Annotated in this window: 19 protein-coding genes; 10 read left to right on the top strand and 9 right to left on the bottom strand. The window is 74.6% G+C overall.

Going from position 1 to position 16,783, the window contains the following annotated elements; all coding sequences use genetic code 11:
- Window positions 1-20 precede the first annotated feature (20 nt).
- Window positions 21-869, top strand: a complete 849-nt coding sequence (locus ABWI07_RS14500; protein ID WP_149257044.1) for a universal stress protein — start codon at window positions 21-23, stop codon at window positions 867-869.
- Window positions 870-1,024: 155 nt separating this feature from the next.
- On the opposite strand, the gene ABWI07_RS14495 is transcribed toward ABWI07_RS14500, so the two are convergent.
- The 3 genes from ABWI07_RS14495 to ABWI07_RS14485 all read right to left on the bottom strand — a co-directional run bounded on the left by ABWI07_RS14495 (window position 1,025) and on the right by ABWI07_RS14485 (window position 2,917).
- Window positions 1,025-1,495, bottom strand: coding sequence for a Crp/Fnr family transcriptional regulator (locus ABWI07_RS14495; protein ID WP_235036621.1), 471 nt, complete (start codon window positions 1,493-1,495; stop codon window positions 1,025-1,027).
- A gap of 68 nt (window positions 1,496-1,563) precedes the next feature.
- Window positions 1,564-2,409: a universal stress protein gene (locus ABWI07_RS14490; protein WP_235036502.1), complete on the bottom strand. Its 846-nt coding sequence runs from the start codon at window positions 2,407-2,409 to the stop codon at window positions 1,564-1,566.
- A gap of 97 nt (window positions 2,410-2,506) precedes the next feature.
- A complete protein-coding gene (locus tag ABWI07_RS14485) occupies window positions 2,507-2,917 on the bottom strand; it encodes an OsmC family protein (RefSeq protein ID WP_149257046.1) in 411 nt (136 codons plus the stop codon).
- Between the two features lie 253 nt (window positions 2,918-3,170).
- Between ABWI07_RS14485 and ABWI07_RS14480 the strand changes: the two genes are divergently transcribed.
- From ABWI07_RS14480 to ABWI07_RS14455, 6 genes are all read left to right on the top strand, one after another.
- A complete protein-coding gene (locus tag ABWI07_RS14480; RefSeq protein WP_235036503.1) occupies window positions 3,171-4,562 on the top strand; it encodes an MBL fold metallo-hydrolase in 1,392 nt (463 codons plus the stop codon).
- Between the two features lie 39 nt (window positions 4,563-4,601).
- Window positions 4,602-5,186 carry a rhodanese-like domain-containing protein gene (locus tag ABWI07_RS14475; protein ID WP_149257047.1) on the top strand — a complete coding sequence of 195 codons (585 nt, stop codon included), beginning with the start codon at window positions 4,602-4,604 and terminating at the stop codon, window positions 5,184-5,186.
- A gap of 33 nt (window positions 5,187-5,219) precedes the next feature.
- The gene (locus tag ABWI07_RS14470) at window positions 5,220-5,999 is read left to right on the top strand and encodes a sulfite exporter TauE/SafE family protein (protein WP_149257048.1); all 780 of its coding nucleotides are present in this window, start codon (window positions 5,220-5,222) and stop codon (window positions 5,997-5,999) included.
- Window positions 6,000-6,135: 136 nt separating this feature from the next.
- Window positions 6,136-6,579 (top strand): universal stress protein, encoded by a 444-nt coding sequence (locus ABWI07_RS14465; RefSeq protein ID WP_149257049.1) that lies wholly within the window; start codon window positions 6,136-6,138, stop codon window positions 6,577-6,579.
- Between the two features lie 27 nt (window positions 6,580-6,606).
- Complete coding sequence (locus tag ABWI07_RS14460; RefSeq protein WP_149257050.1) at window positions 6,607-7,296, top strand: CBS domain-containing protein; 690 nt, start codon at window positions 6,607-6,609, stop codon at window positions 7,294-7,296.
- Between the two features lie 4 nt (window positions 7,297-7,300).
- Complete coding sequence (locus ABWI07_RS14455; RefSeq protein ID WP_353818824.1) at window positions 7,301-8,782, top strand: bifunctional aminoglycoside phosphotransferase/ATP-binding protein; 1,482 nt, start codon at window positions 7,301-7,303, stop codon at window positions 8,780-8,782.
- A 123-nt stretch (window positions 8,783-8,905) separates the two neighbouring features.
- Here ABWI07_RS14455 and ABWI07_RS14450 read toward each other — a convergent pair whose 3' ends face one another.
- Window positions 8,906-9,469: a DoxX family membrane protein gene (locus tag ABWI07_RS14450; protein WP_149257052.1), complete on the bottom strand. Its 564-nt coding sequence runs from the start codon at window positions 9,467-9,469 to the stop codon at window positions 8,906-8,908.
- Window positions 9,470-9,692: 223 nt separating this feature from the next.
- On the opposite strand from ABWI07_RS14450, the gene ABWI07_RS14445 reads away from it, so the two are divergent.
- Complete coding sequence (locus tag ABWI07_RS14445; RefSeq protein WP_353818823.1) at window positions 9,693-10,292, top strand: Rv1733c family protein; 600 nt, start codon at window positions 9,693-9,695, stop codon at window positions 10,290-10,292.
- Window positions 10,293-10,300: 8 nt separating this feature from the next.
- On the opposite strand, the gene ABWI07_RS14440 is transcribed toward ABWI07_RS14445, so the two are convergent.
- Window positions 10,301-12,022 carry a GAF domain-containing sensor histidine kinase gene (locus ABWI07_RS14440; RefSeq protein WP_149257054.1) on the bottom strand — a complete coding sequence of 574 codons (1,722 nt, stop codon included), beginning with the start codon at window positions 12,020-12,022 and terminating at the stop codon, window positions 10,301-10,303.
- Window positions 12,023-12,113: 91 nt separating this feature from the next.
- Here ABWI07_RS14440 and ABWI07_RS14435 point away from each other — a divergent pair, with 91 nt between their 5' ends.
- The gene (locus tag ABWI07_RS14435; protein ID WP_149257055.1) at window positions 12,114-12,548 is read left to right on the top strand and encodes a pyridoxamine 5'-phosphate oxidase family protein; all 435 of its coding nucleotides are present in this window, start codon (window positions 12,114-12,116) and stop codon (window positions 12,546-12,548) included.
- Here the strand turns inward: ABWI07_RS14435 and ABWI07_RS14430 are convergent.
- A complete protein-coding gene (locus tag ABWI07_RS14430; protein ID WP_235036504.1) occupies window positions 12,529-13,536 on the bottom strand; it encodes an Acg family FMN-binding oxidoreductase in 1,008 nt (335 codons plus the stop codon). The genes ABWI07_RS14435 and ABWI07_RS14430 overlap by 20 nt on opposite strands.
- 204 nt (window positions 13,537-13,740) lie before the next feature.
- Between ABWI07_RS14430 and ABWI07_RS14425 the strand changes: the two genes are divergently transcribed.
- Window positions 13,741-14,430 (top strand): response regulator transcription factor, encoded by a 690-nt coding sequence (locus ABWI07_RS14425; RefSeq protein ID WP_149257056.1) that lies wholly within the window; start codon window positions 13,741-13,743, stop codon window positions 14,428-14,430.
- An 80-nt stretch (window positions 14,431-14,510) separates the two neighbouring features.
- Here ABWI07_RS14425 and ABWI07_RS14420 read toward each other — a convergent pair whose 3' ends face one another.
- The 3 genes from ABWI07_RS14420 to ABWI07_RS14410 are packed head-to-tail and all read right to left on the bottom strand — an operon-like array spanning window position 14,511 to window position 16,752.
- On the bottom strand, window positions 14,511-15,377 hold the full coding sequence (locus ABWI07_RS14420) for a universal stress protein (RefSeq protein WP_149257057.1): 867 nt from the start codon (window positions 15,375-15,377) through the stop codon (window positions 14,511-14,513).
- The gene (locus ABWI07_RS14415; protein WP_353818822.1) at window positions 15,374-15,871 is read right to left on the bottom strand and encodes a flavodoxin domain-containing protein; all 498 of its coding nucleotides are present in this window, start codon (window positions 15,869-15,871) and stop codon (window positions 15,374-15,376) included. The genes ABWI07_RS14420 and ABWI07_RS14415 overlap by 4 nt, the downstream gene beginning before the upstream one ends.
- Window positions 15,868-16,752, bottom strand: coding sequence for a universal stress protein (locus ABWI07_RS14410; protein WP_353818821.1), 885 nt, complete (start codon window positions 16,750-16,752; stop codon window positions 15,868-15,870). The genes ABWI07_RS14415 and ABWI07_RS14410 overlap by 4 nt, the downstream gene beginning before the upstream one ends.
- Between the last annotated feature and the right edge of the window lie 31 nt (window positions 16,753-16,783).

The raw sequence follows: 16,783 nt of genomic DNA, 5'->3' as shown, positions 1-16,783 counted from the left end.
CGTACCCCCAGGAGAAGCACATGTCCACCCAAAGAACGGCCGTTCTCGTCGGAACCGACGGGTCCGCCCCCTCCGACCGCGCCATCGGCTGGGCCGCCGAGGAGGCCGCGCGCCTCGGCAAGGAACTGCACATCCTGCACGTCCTGGAGACCCCCACGAAGACCGCGCCCGGGAACACCGGCGGCGACGTCGCCTCGCTCGTGGACTCGTGGAACCCGGTGCTGCGCGCCGGACGGGACGTCGCCCTGCGCCGGCACCCCGGTCTCAAGGTCGAGACCATGCTCGTCCACGACCGGACCGTGGCGGGCGGTCTGCGGCACTACACCGGCGAGGCCGCCGAGGTCGTCGTCGGCCACCGCGGCCGGGGCGGCTTCGCCTCGCTGCTGCTCGGCTCCACCGGCCTGGACCTGGCCGGGCACTACCCCGGCCCGGTGGTCATCGTCCGGGGCCACTCGGACACCCCGCTCGGCGAGGTCGTGGTCGGCCTGGACCTGGCCGAGGACCCCGCACCGGCGCTCGACCACGCGTTCGCCGCGGCCGCCGCCCGGGACGCCCGGCTGCGCGTGCTGCACGCCTGGCGGCCCGCCGCGCCCCCCGTCGGCTCCGGGGTGGACGTGCAGCTCGCCGCCAACGCCCGCTACGACCGCCTGGCGGCGGCCCTGGCACCGTGGCGCGAGCGCCATCCGGACCTCAAGGTCGTCGAGGACGTCGTCATCGGCCACCCCGTGGAGATGCTCGCGCAGGCCTCCGCGGACGCCGACCTGGTCGTGGTCGGGTCCCGGGGCCGGTCGTTCCCGCTCGGGTCGGTCGGCCACGGCGTGATCCACCACGCCCACTGCCCCGTCGCCGTCGTCCGCCCCTACGCCTGAGCGGCGGCCCGGCCCCTGAACCGAGGAGGCGCCGAACGGAGGAGGCGCCGAGAACGCGCGACCCGCCCGCCGGAGGCCGGGGCCGGACGGCCCCGGCCTCCGGCGGGCGGGCGTTGTGGTCGATCGGATCAGGCGCCGATCGGGTCGGGCGCCGGTCAGCCGGCCTGCCCCAGCGCCTCGGGTGCGGTCCGGGCGAGCCGCGTCTGGGTCGCTTCCAAGCGGCTGACGACCTGCTCGGCGAAGCGGCGCGTCAGCTCGTAGCCAAGCGCCGGGTCGACCGCGCTCAGCGTCCGGACCAGCCTGCCGTCGAACTCGATCGCCCGGACCGGCGTGCTCGCGACGGCTCCGAACCGCCACCGGTGCGGGCGGAACAGCCAGGACCAGCCCACCACCGATCCGGGCCCGAAGGTGTCGATGACGAGCGTCCCGCCCTCGGGGCCGCGCATGTCCACGGCCACGATCCCGTCCAGGACGAGCCAGAACCGCTCCGCCGGGGCGGCCTCCGCGAACATGCGGCGCCCCGCCGGGATGTCGGTGTGCCGTCCCGCCTTCGCCAGCCTGGACAGGTCCAGGCTCCGCATGCCTTCGAAGAACGGCTCGCGCGCGAGATCCGCCGCGGTCACCATGCTCACTCGACTCGCCTACCTTCGATGTTCCAGAGGTCCCGTCCCCGGCACGGGGACGGGCTCCCGTCCTATCCGACCCGCTGCGGGACGATCGCGACCGTGCACGGGGCGTGCTTGAGCAGCGCGTCGCTCGTCGCGCCCAGCGTGAGCGGCTGCACCTCGCCGGCCCCGCGCGCGCCCAGCACCGTCATCGTGGCGCCGTCCGCCGCCTCCAGCAGCGCCTCCCGGGGCGGCTCGAGCACCAGCGACGTCGCCGCCTGGACGGTGGGGTACTTGACCAGCCAGGGCGCGACCGCCCGTTCCAGCACCGCTCCGCACACGTGGCGGAGCTTGTCCTCGTCGCCGAACAGCGACAGGTCCCCATCGGGGGCGGCTCCGGGCTCCCAGCACCCGTACACCGCGCGCAGCCGCCAGCCGCGCAGCGCGGCCTCCTCGAAGGCGAACGCCAGCGCCGCGTCCGCGCCCGCGGAGCCGTCCACGCCGACGACCACCCGGCCGTCGCGCGGCGCGGCCGAGCGCACGACCACGACCGGAGCGCCCGCCCTCGCCGGCACCCGCAGCGACGTCGACCCCACCGGCGTCTCCTCCGGAGGGTGGGACCCGATGACGATGAGCTCGGCGTCCGGTCCCTGGTTCACCAGCGCGTCGTAGGGACCCCCGGTGTCGAGCCGCTTGTGCACCTTCAGAGTGGGGGCGAGCTCGTGCGCCAGCGCCACGCCGTGGTCGAGCATGTGCTCGCCCATCCGGCGGACGATGGCCAGGCCCTCGTAGTCCATGTAGCTCACCGGATACGGCCACCGCCAGGCATGGCACACTGTGAGCGGCAGCCGCCGCAGCCGGGCCTCCTCCACCGCCCAGCGCAGGGCCCGCCCGCTCTCCCTCGTTCCGTCGTATCCGACGACCACGTGGCTCATGACGCCCACCTCCTGGGTCCGCCTCCATTGCACCGGCCCGCCCGCGCACGGCCCCAGGGCCGAACGGCCCCTCGCCTGCGGGACCTCTGGCGCCGGCTCAGGCGGCGACCTCGGACTCCAGCCGCACTCCGATGCGCGGGGTGTCGATGATGGAGTTGTTGACGGTGCAGGCCATGGCCGCCTCCATCAGTCCCCCGACCTCCCAGTCGGGCAGCCGGACGGGGGGCCGCAGGCGCAGTTCGATGCGCGTCACGCGGGCGGGGCCCTCCGGGCTCATCGCGTAGTCGGCGGTGACCTCCAGCCCGTTCGCGGGAAGGCAGCGCCGCACCAGGTAGGTCCGCGCGTGGTGCGCCGTGCAGGCGGCGAGGGACGCCACGAACAACTCGACCGGGGTCGGTCCGGCGTCCATTCCTCCCAGCATGTACGGCTGGTCCACATGGATGACGTGGTCGCGGACGATCACCGCGAAGGCGTCGTCCTCCCGGTGGACGACCAGCATCTCGCTCATCGGTGCCACCTCCCTCACTGGCGGTTGCCTCGTTTGGGCCCCAGTCTCGATTTGGGGAGTCTTCGCAGGTAGAGGCGAAGGTCCCGCCGGAGGTCCCGGCGGAGGTGAGGTAACTCACCCATGGACACATACCCCTAGGGGTATGGTGGAGACCGAACGCGGAAACCGCGGCGGTTCCGCCCGTCGCCCGGCGAGCGGACAGGACCCGGGCCGCGATGTCAGCGACAGATACCCATACGGGTATGAGGAGTGAATGCCGATGGTACACGTCCAGGTGGTCGAGACCTCGTCCCTGGGCGACCGCAGCTACCTGGCCCACGACGGCCGGGTGGCCCTGGTGGTCGACCCGCAGCGCGACATCGACCGCTTCCTCGCCCTGGCCGGGCGGCTGGACGTCCGCATCACGCACGTCCTGGAGACGCACCTGCACAACGACTACGTCTCCGGCGGACTGGCACTGGCCAAGGCGACCGGGGCGGCCTACGTGATCTCGGCCGAGGAGGACGTCGCGTTCGACCGGACCGGCATCTCCGACGGCGACGAGATCGCCGTCTCCGACGCGCTGGGCCTCCGCGCCGTCGCCACCCCCGGCCACACCTTCCACCACCTGTCCTACATCCTGTCGGGACCCGGCGGGCCGGAAGGGGTCTTCACGGGCGGATCGCTGCTGTTCGGCACCACCGGACGCACCGACCTGCTCGGCGCCGAGCACGCCCACCTGCTGGCCGAGCGGCAGCACGCCTCGGCGCGGCGCCTGGCCGACCTGCTGCCCGACGGCGCGCACGTCTGGCCCACGCACGGCTTCGGGAGCTTCTGCTCGGCGGGCCAGTCCGACGCCGCCTCCTCGACCATCGGGCAGGAGAGGCGGGCCAACCCGGCACTGCGCCTGGAGGCCGACGACTTCGTCGCCGAGACCCTCGCGGGGCTCGACGCCTATCCCGCGTACTACGCGCACATGGGCGTCCGCAACGGCGCCGGCGCCGACCTGATCGACCTCACCCCCGCGCGGGTCGCCGACGCCGCCGAGCTGCGCGACCGGGTCGCCGCCGGGGAATGGGTCGTGGACCTGCGCTCCCGCAAGGCCTTCGCCCAGCGGCATCTGGCCGGAACCCTCAGCTTCGGCCTGGACGGGGCGATGTCGACGTGGCTCGGCTGGCTGGCCCCGTGGGGCGCGCCCCTCACCCTGCTCGGCGACAGCCCCGAGCAGATCGCCGACGCCCAGCGGGAACTGGCCCGCATCGGCATCGACCGTCCGGCCGCGGCGGCCTCCGGCACGCCCGAGCAGTGGGCCGGCGGCGACCCCGCCAGGCTGGCGGACACGCCCGTCGCGACGTTCGCCGACCTGGCCGCCGCCCGGTCCGGCAGCGTCCCCCGGCACCTGCCGCCGCCGGACGCCGTGCTGGACGTGCGCCTGGCCGGCGAATGGCGGGACGGGCACATCGAGGGCGCCGTCCACCTCCCCCTGCCGGAGCTGCCCGACCGGCTGGACGAGGTGCCCGACGGGACCGTCTGGGTGCACTGCGGCTCCGGGTACCGGGCCGCGGCGGCCACCAGCCTGCTCCGGCGGGCCGGACGCCGGGCCGTGCACATCGACGACGACTACTCCGAGGCCGGCGCCGCGGGCCTCGCCACCACCGACGACTGACCACCGGCCACCGGCCACCGACACACGGGAGAAGACTTCGTGACCACTCCGCCCTCCGCGTCCACCGTGGACGTCCCCGCCCTGCGCGAGCTCCTGGACTCCGGCGACCGGCCGCGGCTCATCGACGTCCGGACTCCGGGCGAGTTCGAGACCGGCCACATCCCCGGGTCCTACAACGTGCCGCTCGACCTGCTGCGGGAGCACCGCGCGGAGCTGCGCGCCCACCTCGACGAGCAGGTGGTGCTCGTCTGCCGCTCCGGGCAGCGGGCCGACCAGGCCTCGCAGGCGCTGGCGTCCGCGGGCCTGCCCAACCTGCGCGTCCTGCGCGGCGGCATCGGCGCCTGGCAGGCCGCGGGCGAGCAGGTCGCCGCGGGACGCGCCCGCTGGGACCTGGAGCGCCAGGTCCGCCTGGTCGCCGGCTCGATCGTGCTCGGCTCGGTCCTGGCCAGCACGGCCGTCCCGCGCGCCAAGTGGGTCGCGGGGGCCATCGGCGGCGGCCTCACGTTCGCCGCGCTGTCCAACACCTGCGCCATGGGAATGGTCCTGTCCAAGCTCCCCTACAACCGCGGGCCGAAGAGCGACATGTCCGCCATCCTGGACGCCCTCGCCGCGGACCGCCTATGACGCGCCCCCCACGCCCGCCCAGGAGGTGAAGGAATGCTGACCGCGCTCGTCCTCGGCGCCCTCATCGGCGTCCTGCTCGGGCTCCTGGGCGGCGGGGGCTCCATCCTCGCCGTCCCCGCCCTCGTCTACGGCGCGGGCCTGCCGCTGGCCTCGGCGGTCCCCGCCTCGCTGCTGGTCGTGGGGATCTCCTCGGCCACGGCCGCGCTCCCCCGCGTCCGCGCCGGGCAGGTGCGATGGCGGATCGCCGGCGTCTTCGGGGCCGCCGGAGCGGTGGCCGCCTTCGGCGGCGCCGCCCTGAACCGGCTCCTGCCCGACCAGGCGGTCCTGCTCGGCTTCGCGGCGCTCATGGTGGCCGCCGGCTGGCGGATGCTGGCCGAGCGGGACCGGCTCGGCGGGTCGTGCGCCCTGCCGGGCGGCGGCGTCGACTGGCGCAGCTGCCTGCCCAAGTCGATCGGCGCCGGCGCGATCGTCGGCGTGCTGACCGGCCTGTTCGGCGTCGGCGGCGGCTTCCTCATCATCCCCGCGCTGGTCGTCGGGCTGGGCCTGCCCATGACCGTCGCGGTCGGCACCTCGCTGGTCATCGTGGTGGTCAACTCGGCCGCGGGCTTCGCCGCGCACGCCGGGGACGGGGCGCTGGACTACGGCATCGTCGCGGCGTTCACCCTGGCGGCCGTCGCCGGGTCGCTCGGCGCCGCCCGGCTCGCCCGGCGCCTGGACGCCGACCGGTTGCGGCGCTGGTTCGCCTACCTGGTCTTCGCGGTCGCGGCCTTCGTCGCCGCGCAGGCCGTCTTCAATCCGGGCGCCACCGGATGACCCGCACCGGACGACCCGGCGGCGCCCGGCCGGCCGGTGCCCGGCCCGGGCCGAAGGTCCCGGCCCGGCGGGACGCTCGGCACTGATCCGCGGACCGTCCCGCGCGGGATGGTGGGGGTGACTGAGGAGGTCGCCGATGTGGGTCGTGCCCGAACAGCGTTCCGTCGTCGTCGGGGTCGACGGTTCCCCCAACTCCATGGCCGCCCTGCGCCGGGCCGCCCGCGAGGCGTCCGAGCGGCGCGCGCGCCTGGACGTGGTCCGCGTCCTGAAGCCCGGTGAGACCCCCGTGCGGCGCCCGCTGCGCGCCGTCAGGGAGTGGCTGGCGCTCCGAAGCCTGGTCGCCCGCGAGATCCCCCGGTCCCGGCACCTGACCACCAGGCTCCGCGTCCTCTCCGGTGAGCCGGGCGAGGCGCTGGTCGAGGCGGCCGAGCGCGCCGAACTGCTGGTGGTGGGCGCCCGGCTGCACTCCGAGTACGGCAATCCGCTCGGCGGCGACACCGTCCCCGTCGTGCGGGAGCGGGCGCGCTGCGAGGTCGTGATCTGCGCGGACCACAGGGCCGCCGTCGGCGAGAGCCGCTGAGGCCCAGCGAAGCCCGGGAGGAGAGCCATGAAACGCCGCACGGTCGGGGACGTCATGACGAAGAACGTCGTGACGGTCTCCGAGGACACCCCGTTCGTCGAGATCGCCGACGCGCTGGCCGAGCGCCGCATCAGCGCGGTGCCCGTCGTGGACGACGACGGCCGGCTCGCCGGCATCGTCACCGAGGCCGACCTCCTGCGCAAGCAGGAGCGGCCGGCCGGCGCGGAACCGCGCCGCCTCGCGCTGCGGCGGTTCGCCCAGGCGCAGGCCCGGGCGCGGGCCAAGGCCGCCGCCGTCGACGCCCGCGGCCTGATGAGCGCGCCGGTCGTGACCGTCGAGCCGGGCACCCCCGTCGCCGAGGCCGCCCGGCTGCTGAACGCCCACGGGTTCAAGGCCGCGCCCGTCGTGCGCAAGGACGGCCGGCTCGCCGGGATCGTGGCCCGCCGCGACCTGCTTTCGGTGTTCCACCGCTCGGACGCCGCCGTCCGCGACGAGATCATCGACGACGTGCTGGTCTGCAGGCTCTGGCAGGACCCCGCCGAGGTGCACGTCCGCGTCCAGGAGGGGGTCGTCCACCTCACCGGCCGCGTCGAGCAGAAGAGCCTCATCCCGATCATCGTGCGCATGACCGCCGCCACGGAGGGCGTCGTCGACGTCGTCCAGAACCTCGGCTACGACTACGACGACACCCTCCCCACCGCCTATCCGAGGGCGTGAGCCGGTGGAAGGCGCCGCCGTCACCGAGACCCACATCGGCGTGGTCTTCTTCGTCGGGGACCGCGCCTACAAGCTCAAGAAGCCGGTGGACCTGGGATTCCTGGACTTCAGCACCCGTGAGCTGCGCGAGCGCGCGTGCCACGAGGAGGTCAGGCTGAACCGGCGGTTCGCCCCCGACGTCTACCTCGGCGTCGCCGACGTCCACGGCCCGGACGGCGGCGTCTGCGACCACCTGGTGGTGATGCGGCGGATGCCCGCCGACCGTCGCCTGTCCACCCTGGTCGCGGCCGGCGCGCCGGTGCGGGACGCGCTGCGCGAGACCGCGCGGACCCTGGCCGCCTGGCACGCGAGGGCGCCGCGCGGCCCCGCCATCGCGGCGCAGGAGACCCGCGACGCCGTCCGGGGCCGCTGGCACGACAGCTTCGACCAGGTCAGGCCCTTCCACGGCACCGTCCTGGACGCCGGGGCCGCCGCCGAGACCGAGGAGCTCGCGAACGAGTTCCTCGCCGGCCGCGAGCCCCTGTTCGACGCGCGCATCGCCGACGGCCGCGTGGTCGACGGGCACGGCGACCTGCTGGCCGGCGACATCTTCTGCCTCGACGACGGGCCGCGGATCCTCGACTGCCTGGAGTTCGACGAGCGGCTCCGCCGGCTGGACGGCCTGGACGACGCCGCGTTCCTGGCGATGGACCTCGAACGCCTGGGCGCCCCCGAGGACGCGGAGCGCTTCTTCCGCTGGTACGCCGAGTTCGCCGCCGACCCCGCCCCGACCTCGCTCCGCCACCACTACGTGGCCTACCGCGCCTTCGTCCGCGCCAAGGTGGCGTGCCTGCGGCACGGCCAGGGCGCCCCGGACGCGGCCGCCGAGGCGCGCGCCTACGCCGACGTCGCGCTGCGCCACCTGCGCGCCGGCCGCGTCGGCCTGATCATGGTCGGCGGGCTCCCGGGCACCGGGAAGACGTCCCTGGCCGGGGCGCTGGCCGACCGGCTCGGCTGCACACTGCTCAGCAGCGACCGGATCCGCAAGGAGCTCGCCGGGCTGGCGCCCACCGCGCCGGCGGCGGCGTCCTACGGCTCCGGCATCTACACCCCGCAATGGGGCCGGCGCACCTACCGCGAGATGGCCGCGCGCGCCGCCCGGCTGCTGCGCATGGGCGAGACGGTCATCCTGGACGCCTCCTGGACGTCCCAGGAGAACCGGAACCTCGCCGCCGCGGTCGCCGAGCACGAGCACGCCCACCTGACCTCGCTGCGCTGCGAAGCACCGGAGGCCGTCTGCGCCGAGCGCATGCGGACCCGTCCCCGGGGCCCCTCCGACGCCGACCCCGGCATCGCCGCCGCCATGCGCGCCGACTCCGCGCCCTGGCCCGGATCGATCGCCATTGACACCGCCCGGGAGCTTCCCCACGCGGTCGAGCAGGCCCTCGCCGCCCTCCACCACCCGGCAGGCCCGCCTGCGCGTTCGCAGGCGGGCCGTTCCGCCTGACGCGCGGCGGCGCCGGACACCGGATCCGATCCCCGGCTCTCCCGCTCACCGGGTGTCGACGGCCGCGGACACGCGTACGAGGGGCGCTCCTCTCGGAGCGCCCCTCGGGTGTCGCGGATCAGGTCACTTGAGGAAGGGGAGGCGCTTGACCAGGGGGGTGCTCCCCCACCAGCGGCCGAGTCCCAGGGTGTCGCCGGCGCTGACCAGGGCCAGGCCGATGATCAGGACCGCGTAGACGAGGTGGTCGTCCATGAAGGGGTTGTTCTCCGGAGGCAGGACGGCCGACCACATCATGACCAGCAGGGCGGCTCCCGCCGCGGCGGCGATCCGCATGCCCACGCCCAGGATGAGGGCGGCGCCGACGCCGGCCAGCCCGATCATGAACAGCCAGTCGGCCCAGCCCGCTCCCGCGATGTCGTGGTAGAAGCCGGCGAACGGTCCGACGGGCGCGTGCGCCAGGAACCCCTCGGTGGGGCTGCCGCCGTCGATCCACGCCTTGGCGGCGGGGGTCTCGTGGCCGAGCCCGAAGGTCTTGTCCAGGAACGCCCAGAAGAAGATCCAGCCGAGCGCGAAGCGGGCGGCGGCCCACATGTAGCGGGCGGCGGGCGACTCGGTCAGCGGCTTGGGGGTGACCACGCGGATGAGGGTGTCGCGTCCCACGTGGGTCTTGTGCTCGGAGAGTGCCATCGCCTCTCACCTTCCATCACTTCGTTGATCTCGTCACCTCTTACTGAATCCTGAACCGGCCTTTGCCTGTAGGACCGTTAGGCGCACGATCGGCGGGACGAAGGTCCCCGGGTGCGGTGGCCGGAGGACCCGGGAGGTCCCGGGCGCGAGGGGCTTCCGCCTCTGCGGCCGCCGGCCCCGGATGCGTAGCGTCGCCATGGAGGGAAGGTGAAGGGACCGCGTCATGGGAGCGACGACCATGCGAGCACGGGCCGGCCGCTGGCGCGAGCGGATCGACCGCCGGCGGCGCAGCTGCGGCTTCGACCGCAACGACCTGCGGCGCGGTGTGGACCGGATCCAGTGGAGGCTCGGTCTGCTGCTGCTCATGGTCTTCCTCAGTGCGACGCCGCCGCTGGTGGCCCATGCCGTCCGGGCCGCCTACGGCTCAGGGGTGCGGGCCGAGCACCGGCAGGCCGCCACCCGGCACCGCGTCGAGGCCACCATCGTGAAGGTGCAGGACCCGGGAGGCAGGCGCACGGTCACCGTCGCCTGGACGGACCCGAACGGGACGCGGCGGACCGCCGACTACACGACATGGCGGGGAGCTTCGGTCGGGGAGCGCCTCATCCTGTGGGCCGGGCCCGACGGCGTCTCGATCACGCCGCCGCGCCGGCACGCGCAGACGGTCGTCCACACCGCGGTGAACGGGACGGGGGTCGTCCTCGCCACGGGACTGCCCCTGCTCGGCTTCTACTGGCTCGTCCGGGCGCGGTGCGACCGGAGCCGCTACCGGATGTGGGACGCCGACTGGGCACGCCTCGACAACCACCGCATCGGCCCGTGACCTTCCGGTCAGGCGGGCTTGAGGGGCACGCGCCAGACCAGCACCGTGCCGCCCTCAGGGCGCCGCTCGGCGGTGCACGTTCCACCGAGCCCCTCGGCACGGGCCTCCATGTTGCGGAGCCCGCTGCGGCGGCCGCCTTCGGTGATGCCGACGCCGTTGTCCTCCACCCGCACCGTGACGTCGTCCCCGACATCGATGTTCAGGGCCGTCGCGGTGGCCTGGGCGTGCCGGGCGACGTTCGACATGGCCTCCCGGACGACGGCCAGGAGCTGCTCGCCGATCTCCTCGTCGACCGAGGTGTCCAGCAGGCCGTCCAGCCGCACCGAGGGCGCGAACCCCAGGTGCTCGGCCGCCCTGTCGGCCAGCGCGTGCACCCGGCTGCGCAGCGACGTCTCGTCGGTCTCGGGGCCCTGGAGCGCGAAGATGGACGAGCGGATCTGCCGGATCGTGTCGTCGAGGTCGTCCACCGCCCGCTGCACCCGGACGGCGACCTCCCGCTTCTGCGTGATCTTGATCGCCGCCATCAGCCCCATCGCGGTCGCGAACAGCCGCTGGATGACGGTGTCGTGCAGGTCCTTGGCGATCCGGTCGCGGTCCTCCAGCAGCGCGAGCCGCTCGGCGTCGCGGCGGCGCTCGGCCAGCTCCAGGGCCACCGCCGCCTGGCCCGCGAACGCCTCCAGCAGCCGCTGCGTCCCCTCCGAGAACAGCGCCCCGCCCGGCGGGTTGGCCACGGAGATGACGCCGCGCGCCGCCGAGCCGAGCCCCAGCGGGACGACCAGCAGCGGACCCACCGGCACCCGCATGGGCACGTTCGACTCGCGCGCCGCCTTCTCACCGTTGGCCAGCCGCAGGGCGACCCCCTCGGTGAACACGGGACCGGCCACCGACTCCTCCAGCGGCACCCGCAGGCCCTGCAACTGCTCGGCGTCCGCACCGCGGGCGGCCTCCACCACGAGGTGGCTGCTGCCGTCCTCCACCAGCGCCACGGTCGCGAGCCGGGCCTCGGCGATCTCCTGCGCCCGCTGCGCCACCAGCCTCGTCACCTCGTGCGGGTCGGTGCCCGACAGCAGCGCGGTGGACACCTCGGCCGACGCCTCCAGCCACCGCTCCCGGCGGCGCGTCTCCTGGTACAGGCGGGCGTTCTCGATCGCGACGCCGGCGGCCGTGGCCAGCGCGATCACCACGACCTCGTCCTCCTCCTCGAACTGGCCGCCGTCGGCTTTTTCGGTGAGGTAGAGGTTGCCGAACACCTCGTCCCGCACGCGGATCGGGACGCCCAGGAACGTGCGCATCGGCGGGTGGTTGGCCGGGAACCCGCTGGAGGCGGGATGCTCACCGAGGTCCGGAAGCCGCAGCGACCGCGGATCCCGGATCAGCAGGCCCAGGATCCCGTGCCCGTGCGGCCAGTGGCCGATCGCCTCGATCTCCTCGTCGCTCACGCCCACGGTGACGAACTGCACCAGGTGCTCGCCCTCCTCGTCGATCACGCCGAGGGCGCCGTAGCGGGCGTCGACGAGGGTGGTGGCCGCCTCGGTGATCCGCCGCAGCACCGATTCGAGGTCCAGCTCGCTGCCGATGGAGACCACGGCCTCCAGCAGCGCGTGCACGCGGTCGCGAGTCGAGCGCGCCGCCTCCAGCCGCGATTGCAGTTCCGACAGCAGGTCGTCGAGCTGCATCTGCGGCAGGATCAGTCGTGCCCTGTCATGACCGGTGCCCGAATCCTGTGCCACAGGTCCAGTATTACCCTGCGCGGGGCTAGAAGTCAGGTCAGGGACCTTCGTCCCTGATGACCTTGGTCACCGATGCGTCACCCTGGAGGGCATGCATCTCGACCACAGCGGCATGGAGATCCTCGACGACGGGGAATGCCGGTCACTGCTCCGCCGGTCGGCGATCGGCCGGATCGTGTTCACCCTCCAGGCGCTGCCCACCGTCCAGCCGGTCAACTACGTCTTCGACGGCGAGCACATCGTGGTGAAGACCTCGTCGGCCTCGCGACTGGCCACCGCCGCCTCCGACACGATCGTCGCCTTCGAGATCGACGACATCGACGCGGACGCCGGCAAGGGCTGGTCGGTGGTCACGGTGGGGCCCGCGCGCCGCGCCACCGAGCCCGCCGAGATCGCCCGGCTCTCCGCCCTCCCCCTCCGCAGCTGGGCGCCCGGCGAGCGCGACCAGTTCATCGTCATCCGCCCCCGGCTCATCACCGGCCGCCGGATCCCCGACCGCGTCCCGCTCAAGGCTCCACGATCATGACGTCGTCGATGGGCCGCCGGACGGTCTCCAGCCCCTCCCCCTCGGGCACGCCGATGCGCAGGAGCATCTGCGGGTAGGCGTCCCGGCAGAAGTGGGCGCGGATGAAGGCGCGCAGTTCCGGCACCTCCAGCGCCTGGGTGTGGAAGGCGGCCGCCAGGTCGCTCTCGGCCGCCCTCAGCAGCGCCCGCTGGAGCGCCAGGCCCGTGTGCAGCCAGTCGGCCGGCCCCTCGCCGTCGGACACCAGGAGCAGCGCCACCCCGGCCACCCCCGGCTGGCCCGGGTGCGGGGGCTCGGCCCCCCAGCCCTGGCCCCGCGCCCAGTCACGGGTGGGGAAGTTCGGGCTGGTCTCAGGGGTCTGCTTCGGGTAGGCCCCTTCCTGCATGCCGTCCTTGCGGGCCGTCCGGGGCGACGGCGCCCAGCGGCTGATCTCCGCCGCGTAGGCGGGGGTGCGGCGCTGGAGGTGCTCGGCCGCGTCGGTCAGGGCGGCCAGGGCCCCCTTGACGTGCGAGTCGACGGCCTCGATCAGCCGGGCGCCCTCGCGCTCGACGTCGTACCGCATGGCCGTGAGGACCCCGGCGGGGACGGTCTCCGGACGGAACGCGCCCCGGTGGCTGCGCCGGCGCCGGATCTGCGCGTACTCCCCCAGGGTCTGCTGGTCCGGTTCCTCGCCGGGCTCCAGATGCACGTCGGCGAGCAGGTGCGGGCGGTCCGGGTCGGGCAGCAGCCGCAGCACGGGTTCGTAGCCCTGCGCGCGCAGCGACAGCCGGAGGTTGTAGAGGGCGGCACCGCAGCTGATCAGCATCTCCCGGCCCTTCGGGTCCGCCACCCCCAGGCGGCGGTCCGGGTCGGCGCGCAGGCTGATCCGCGAGCCGCGCACGCCGAACCGCCACGGCTGGGTGTTGTGCACCGACGGCGCCCACAGGGCGTCCTCGACGGCGCGGCGCATGTCCTCCGCCATGTCCGCGGAAGTCCTGTACCTCGTCTGCATGGATGGCTCCCTTCCGTCACCTTTCAGCCTCGCCCGCGCGACCTGACCTGCGGCAGGGCCGAAGGTCCGTCCCGAAGGGGCGCAGGGACGCGCGTCAGGTCGGGACGTTCGTCCCGCGGGGGCGGGACGTCCGCTGACTGGGGGACGGCCCGGTCGGCGGGGTAGCGTCCATTCCGTCACCACTGGACCGAGGAAACGAGAGCCATGACCGCCGAGACGCCAGAGAACGCGGGGACGATCCGGGTCTTTCTGATGGACGACCACGAGGTCGTCCGCCGCGGAGTGGCCGCGCTGCTGTCCGCCGAGGACGACATCGAGGTCATCGGCGAGGCGGGCACCGCGGCCGAGGCGCTGGCGCGGATCCCCGCCGTCCGGCCCGACGTGGCCGTCCTGGACGTCCGCCTGCCCGACGGGGACGGCGTGAGCGTCTGCCGCGAGCTCCGCTCCCAGCTGCCGGAGCTGGCCTGCCTGATGCTGACCTCCTTCGACGACGACGACGCGCTGTTCGAGGCGGTCATGGCGGGCGCGTCCGGCTACGTCCTCAAGCAGATCCACGGCTCGGACCTGGTCGGCGCCGTCCGCACCGTCGCCACCGGGCAGTCCCTGCTCGATCCGCGCAGCACGGCCCGCATGCTCGAACGGCTCCGCACCCGCCAGGAGAAGACCGACCCCCTCAAGGGCCTGACCGAGCAGGAGCGCCACATCCTGGAGCTCATCGGGGAGGGCCTGACCAACCGGCAGATCGGCGAGCGCCTCTTCCTGGCCGAGAAGACGGTCAAGAACTACATCTCGAACATCTTCGCCAAGCTCGGCATGAGCCGCCGAACCCAGGCCGCCGCGCTGGCCGCGCAGCTCAAGGCCGACGGCGCCCAGTCCCGGGAAGGGCGCGGCTGAAACCCTGGCCCGGCCGATCCTGGGGGGGCGGCCGGGCCAGGCCCTCCCAAACCGTCACCCGCGTCCGCGGACGATCCCCGTCACCCGCGTCCGCGGACGATGGCGACCGGGCAGTGCGCGCGCATCAGCATCGCGTGGCCGACGGACCCCAGCAGGAGCCCGCCGAAGCCCCCGTGCCCCCGTGAGCCGACGACCAGAAGGCCCGCGTGGACGGACGCCCCCGCCAGGACCCTTGCGGCCCCGCCGTGGACGGCCTCGGACACCACGTCGACGTCGGGGTACTTCGCCCACCAGCCGGCGAGCGACTCGGCGAGGACCCGCTCCTCCTCCGCGGCGACGACGGCGCGGTCGTAGACGAGGGGCTGCATGTCGCCCCGGCCCGAGGGGACCGGGTGCGACCAGGCCGACAGGGCCCGCAGCCGCACCCCGCGCAGGGCCGCCTCCTCGAAGGCGAACCCGACGGCGTCCGCCCCGGCCGGAGAGCCGTCCACGCCGACCACGACGTCTCCCCGGACGTCCGCGTTCGGAGCCCGGGTGACCACCACGGGGCACGTGGCGTGCGTCGCGACCTGCATCGCCACCGATCCCAGCAGCAGCCCCGAGAGACCGCCGGACCCCCGGGAGCCGGTCACGACCATGACCGCGTCGCGCCCCTGCTCGACGAGCACCTTGGCGGGCTGCCCGCCGGTCTGCTCGCCGGTCACCTCCAGCCCGGGCACGCGGTCGCGGGCGCGCGCGACGCCGAGCTCGACGATGTCCCGGCCGCCGTCGAGCAGCCGCTCCCGGACCTGGGCCGCGCCCGGATCCGTCGGGACGTCGAACAGCCACGGCGTGACGACGTACACCACGTGCAGCGCGGCGCCCCTGCGGGCGGCCTCGTCGGCGGCCCAGTCGATCGCGAGCAGGCTCGGCTCCGACCCGTCGTCCCCGACGACGATCCTGTTCATGCCGACACGCTCCGCAGCTCGCGGGCGATGCCGGCGGCCCACTCGGCGACGCGGTCGCGGTCGCGGAAGTCCCCGGACGCGGTCCGGGCGACCTTGGCGGCCATGAAGCCCTTGGCGTCGGGCGCCAGCCGCCCGCCGAAGGTGGCGTGGCCGCGGGCGTCGAGGCGGCGGGCGAACTTGGCGACGCCGGACACGGGGTCGACCGTGCGCTCCTCGGCGCTGCGGTCCAGGGGACCGCTGCTGAACAGCCACACCGGCCGGTGCGCCAGCTCGTCCGCGTGGTGCCGGACGAAGTGGCGCGCCTCCCGGTGCCAGCGCCCGACGTAGAGGGCGCCGCCGACGACTGCGGCGTCGTACCCGTCGAGCATCTCGACGTCTCCGGCGGGCCGCACGTCGGCCTCCACGCCCGCCTCGCGCAGCGCGGCGCCCACCCATTCGGCGATCTCGGCGGTTCCTCCGCGCTCGGAGGCGTACGCCACCAGTACTCGGATCATGACGACTCCTTCACCTGCGTGTCGCGGTCGTGGACGACCGCGACCGGACTCGGCGCCTCGTGCAGCACGGACCGCGTGACGGCGCCGAGGGCGGTCTTGGGGGACGATCCGATCCCGCGGTCGCCGACCACGAGCAGCATCGCGTCCCGGGCGTTGTCGGCGAGGACGCGCCCCGCCCGCTCCAGGACGAACCGCTGCTCGACGGCGACCTCGGGGTGCGCGGCCAGGACGGGCGCGACCGCGGCGGCGAACCGCGCCTTGGCCTCCTCCTTGAGCCCCTGCGGATCGGTGAACGGGAGGCGGTCCGGGCCGGGGAGCACGGCGGGGTCCCACCATGCGCACACCAGCGTCACCGAGGCGTGCCACAGCGCCGCCTCGCGAAGGGCGAACCCCAGCGCGGCCCGGCTCGCGGGCGACCCGTCGACGCCCACGACGATCCGCTTCTCGACCCGTGCCGGTTCATGGGCGGGCACCACGACGACGGGACGATCGGCGTGCGCGGGGACGTGCACGGCCGTGGAGCCGAGCGGCAGCCGGTCGAAACCGCCCGCGCCGCGGGCGCCCACCACGATCAGTTCGGCGTCCCGCGCCGCCCCGAGGAGCGCGGCGGACGGCGTGCCCTCGGCGAGCAGGGGCCGCACGTCGAGGTCCGGGGCGGTCTCCCGGGCGATCCGGACACCGTCCTCCAGGGCGATGACCCCCATGCCGCGGACGATCTCCTGCGCCTCGTCTCCCCGCGGTCCCGGCGGATAGGGCCAAGTCCAGGCGTGGCAGACCCGCAGGGGCACGCCGCGCAGGGACGCCTCCGTCGCCGCCCAGCGCAGGGCGCGCCCGGCGGCCGGCGAACCGTCGAACCCGACCAGGACATGTGGTCCGTCCATCGTGTTCCACCTCCAGATCCCCAAGCCTCAC

This window comes from Actinomadura sp. NPDC000600 (genome assembly GCF_040492135.1).
In the GTDB taxonomy this organism is placed as follows: Bacteria; Actinomycetota; Actinomycetes; order Streptosporangiales; family Streptosporangiaceae; genus Spirillospora.
The sequence above is the reverse complement of the archived record's forward strand: the minus strand, read 5'-3'. Positions and strand labels throughout refer to the sequence as shown.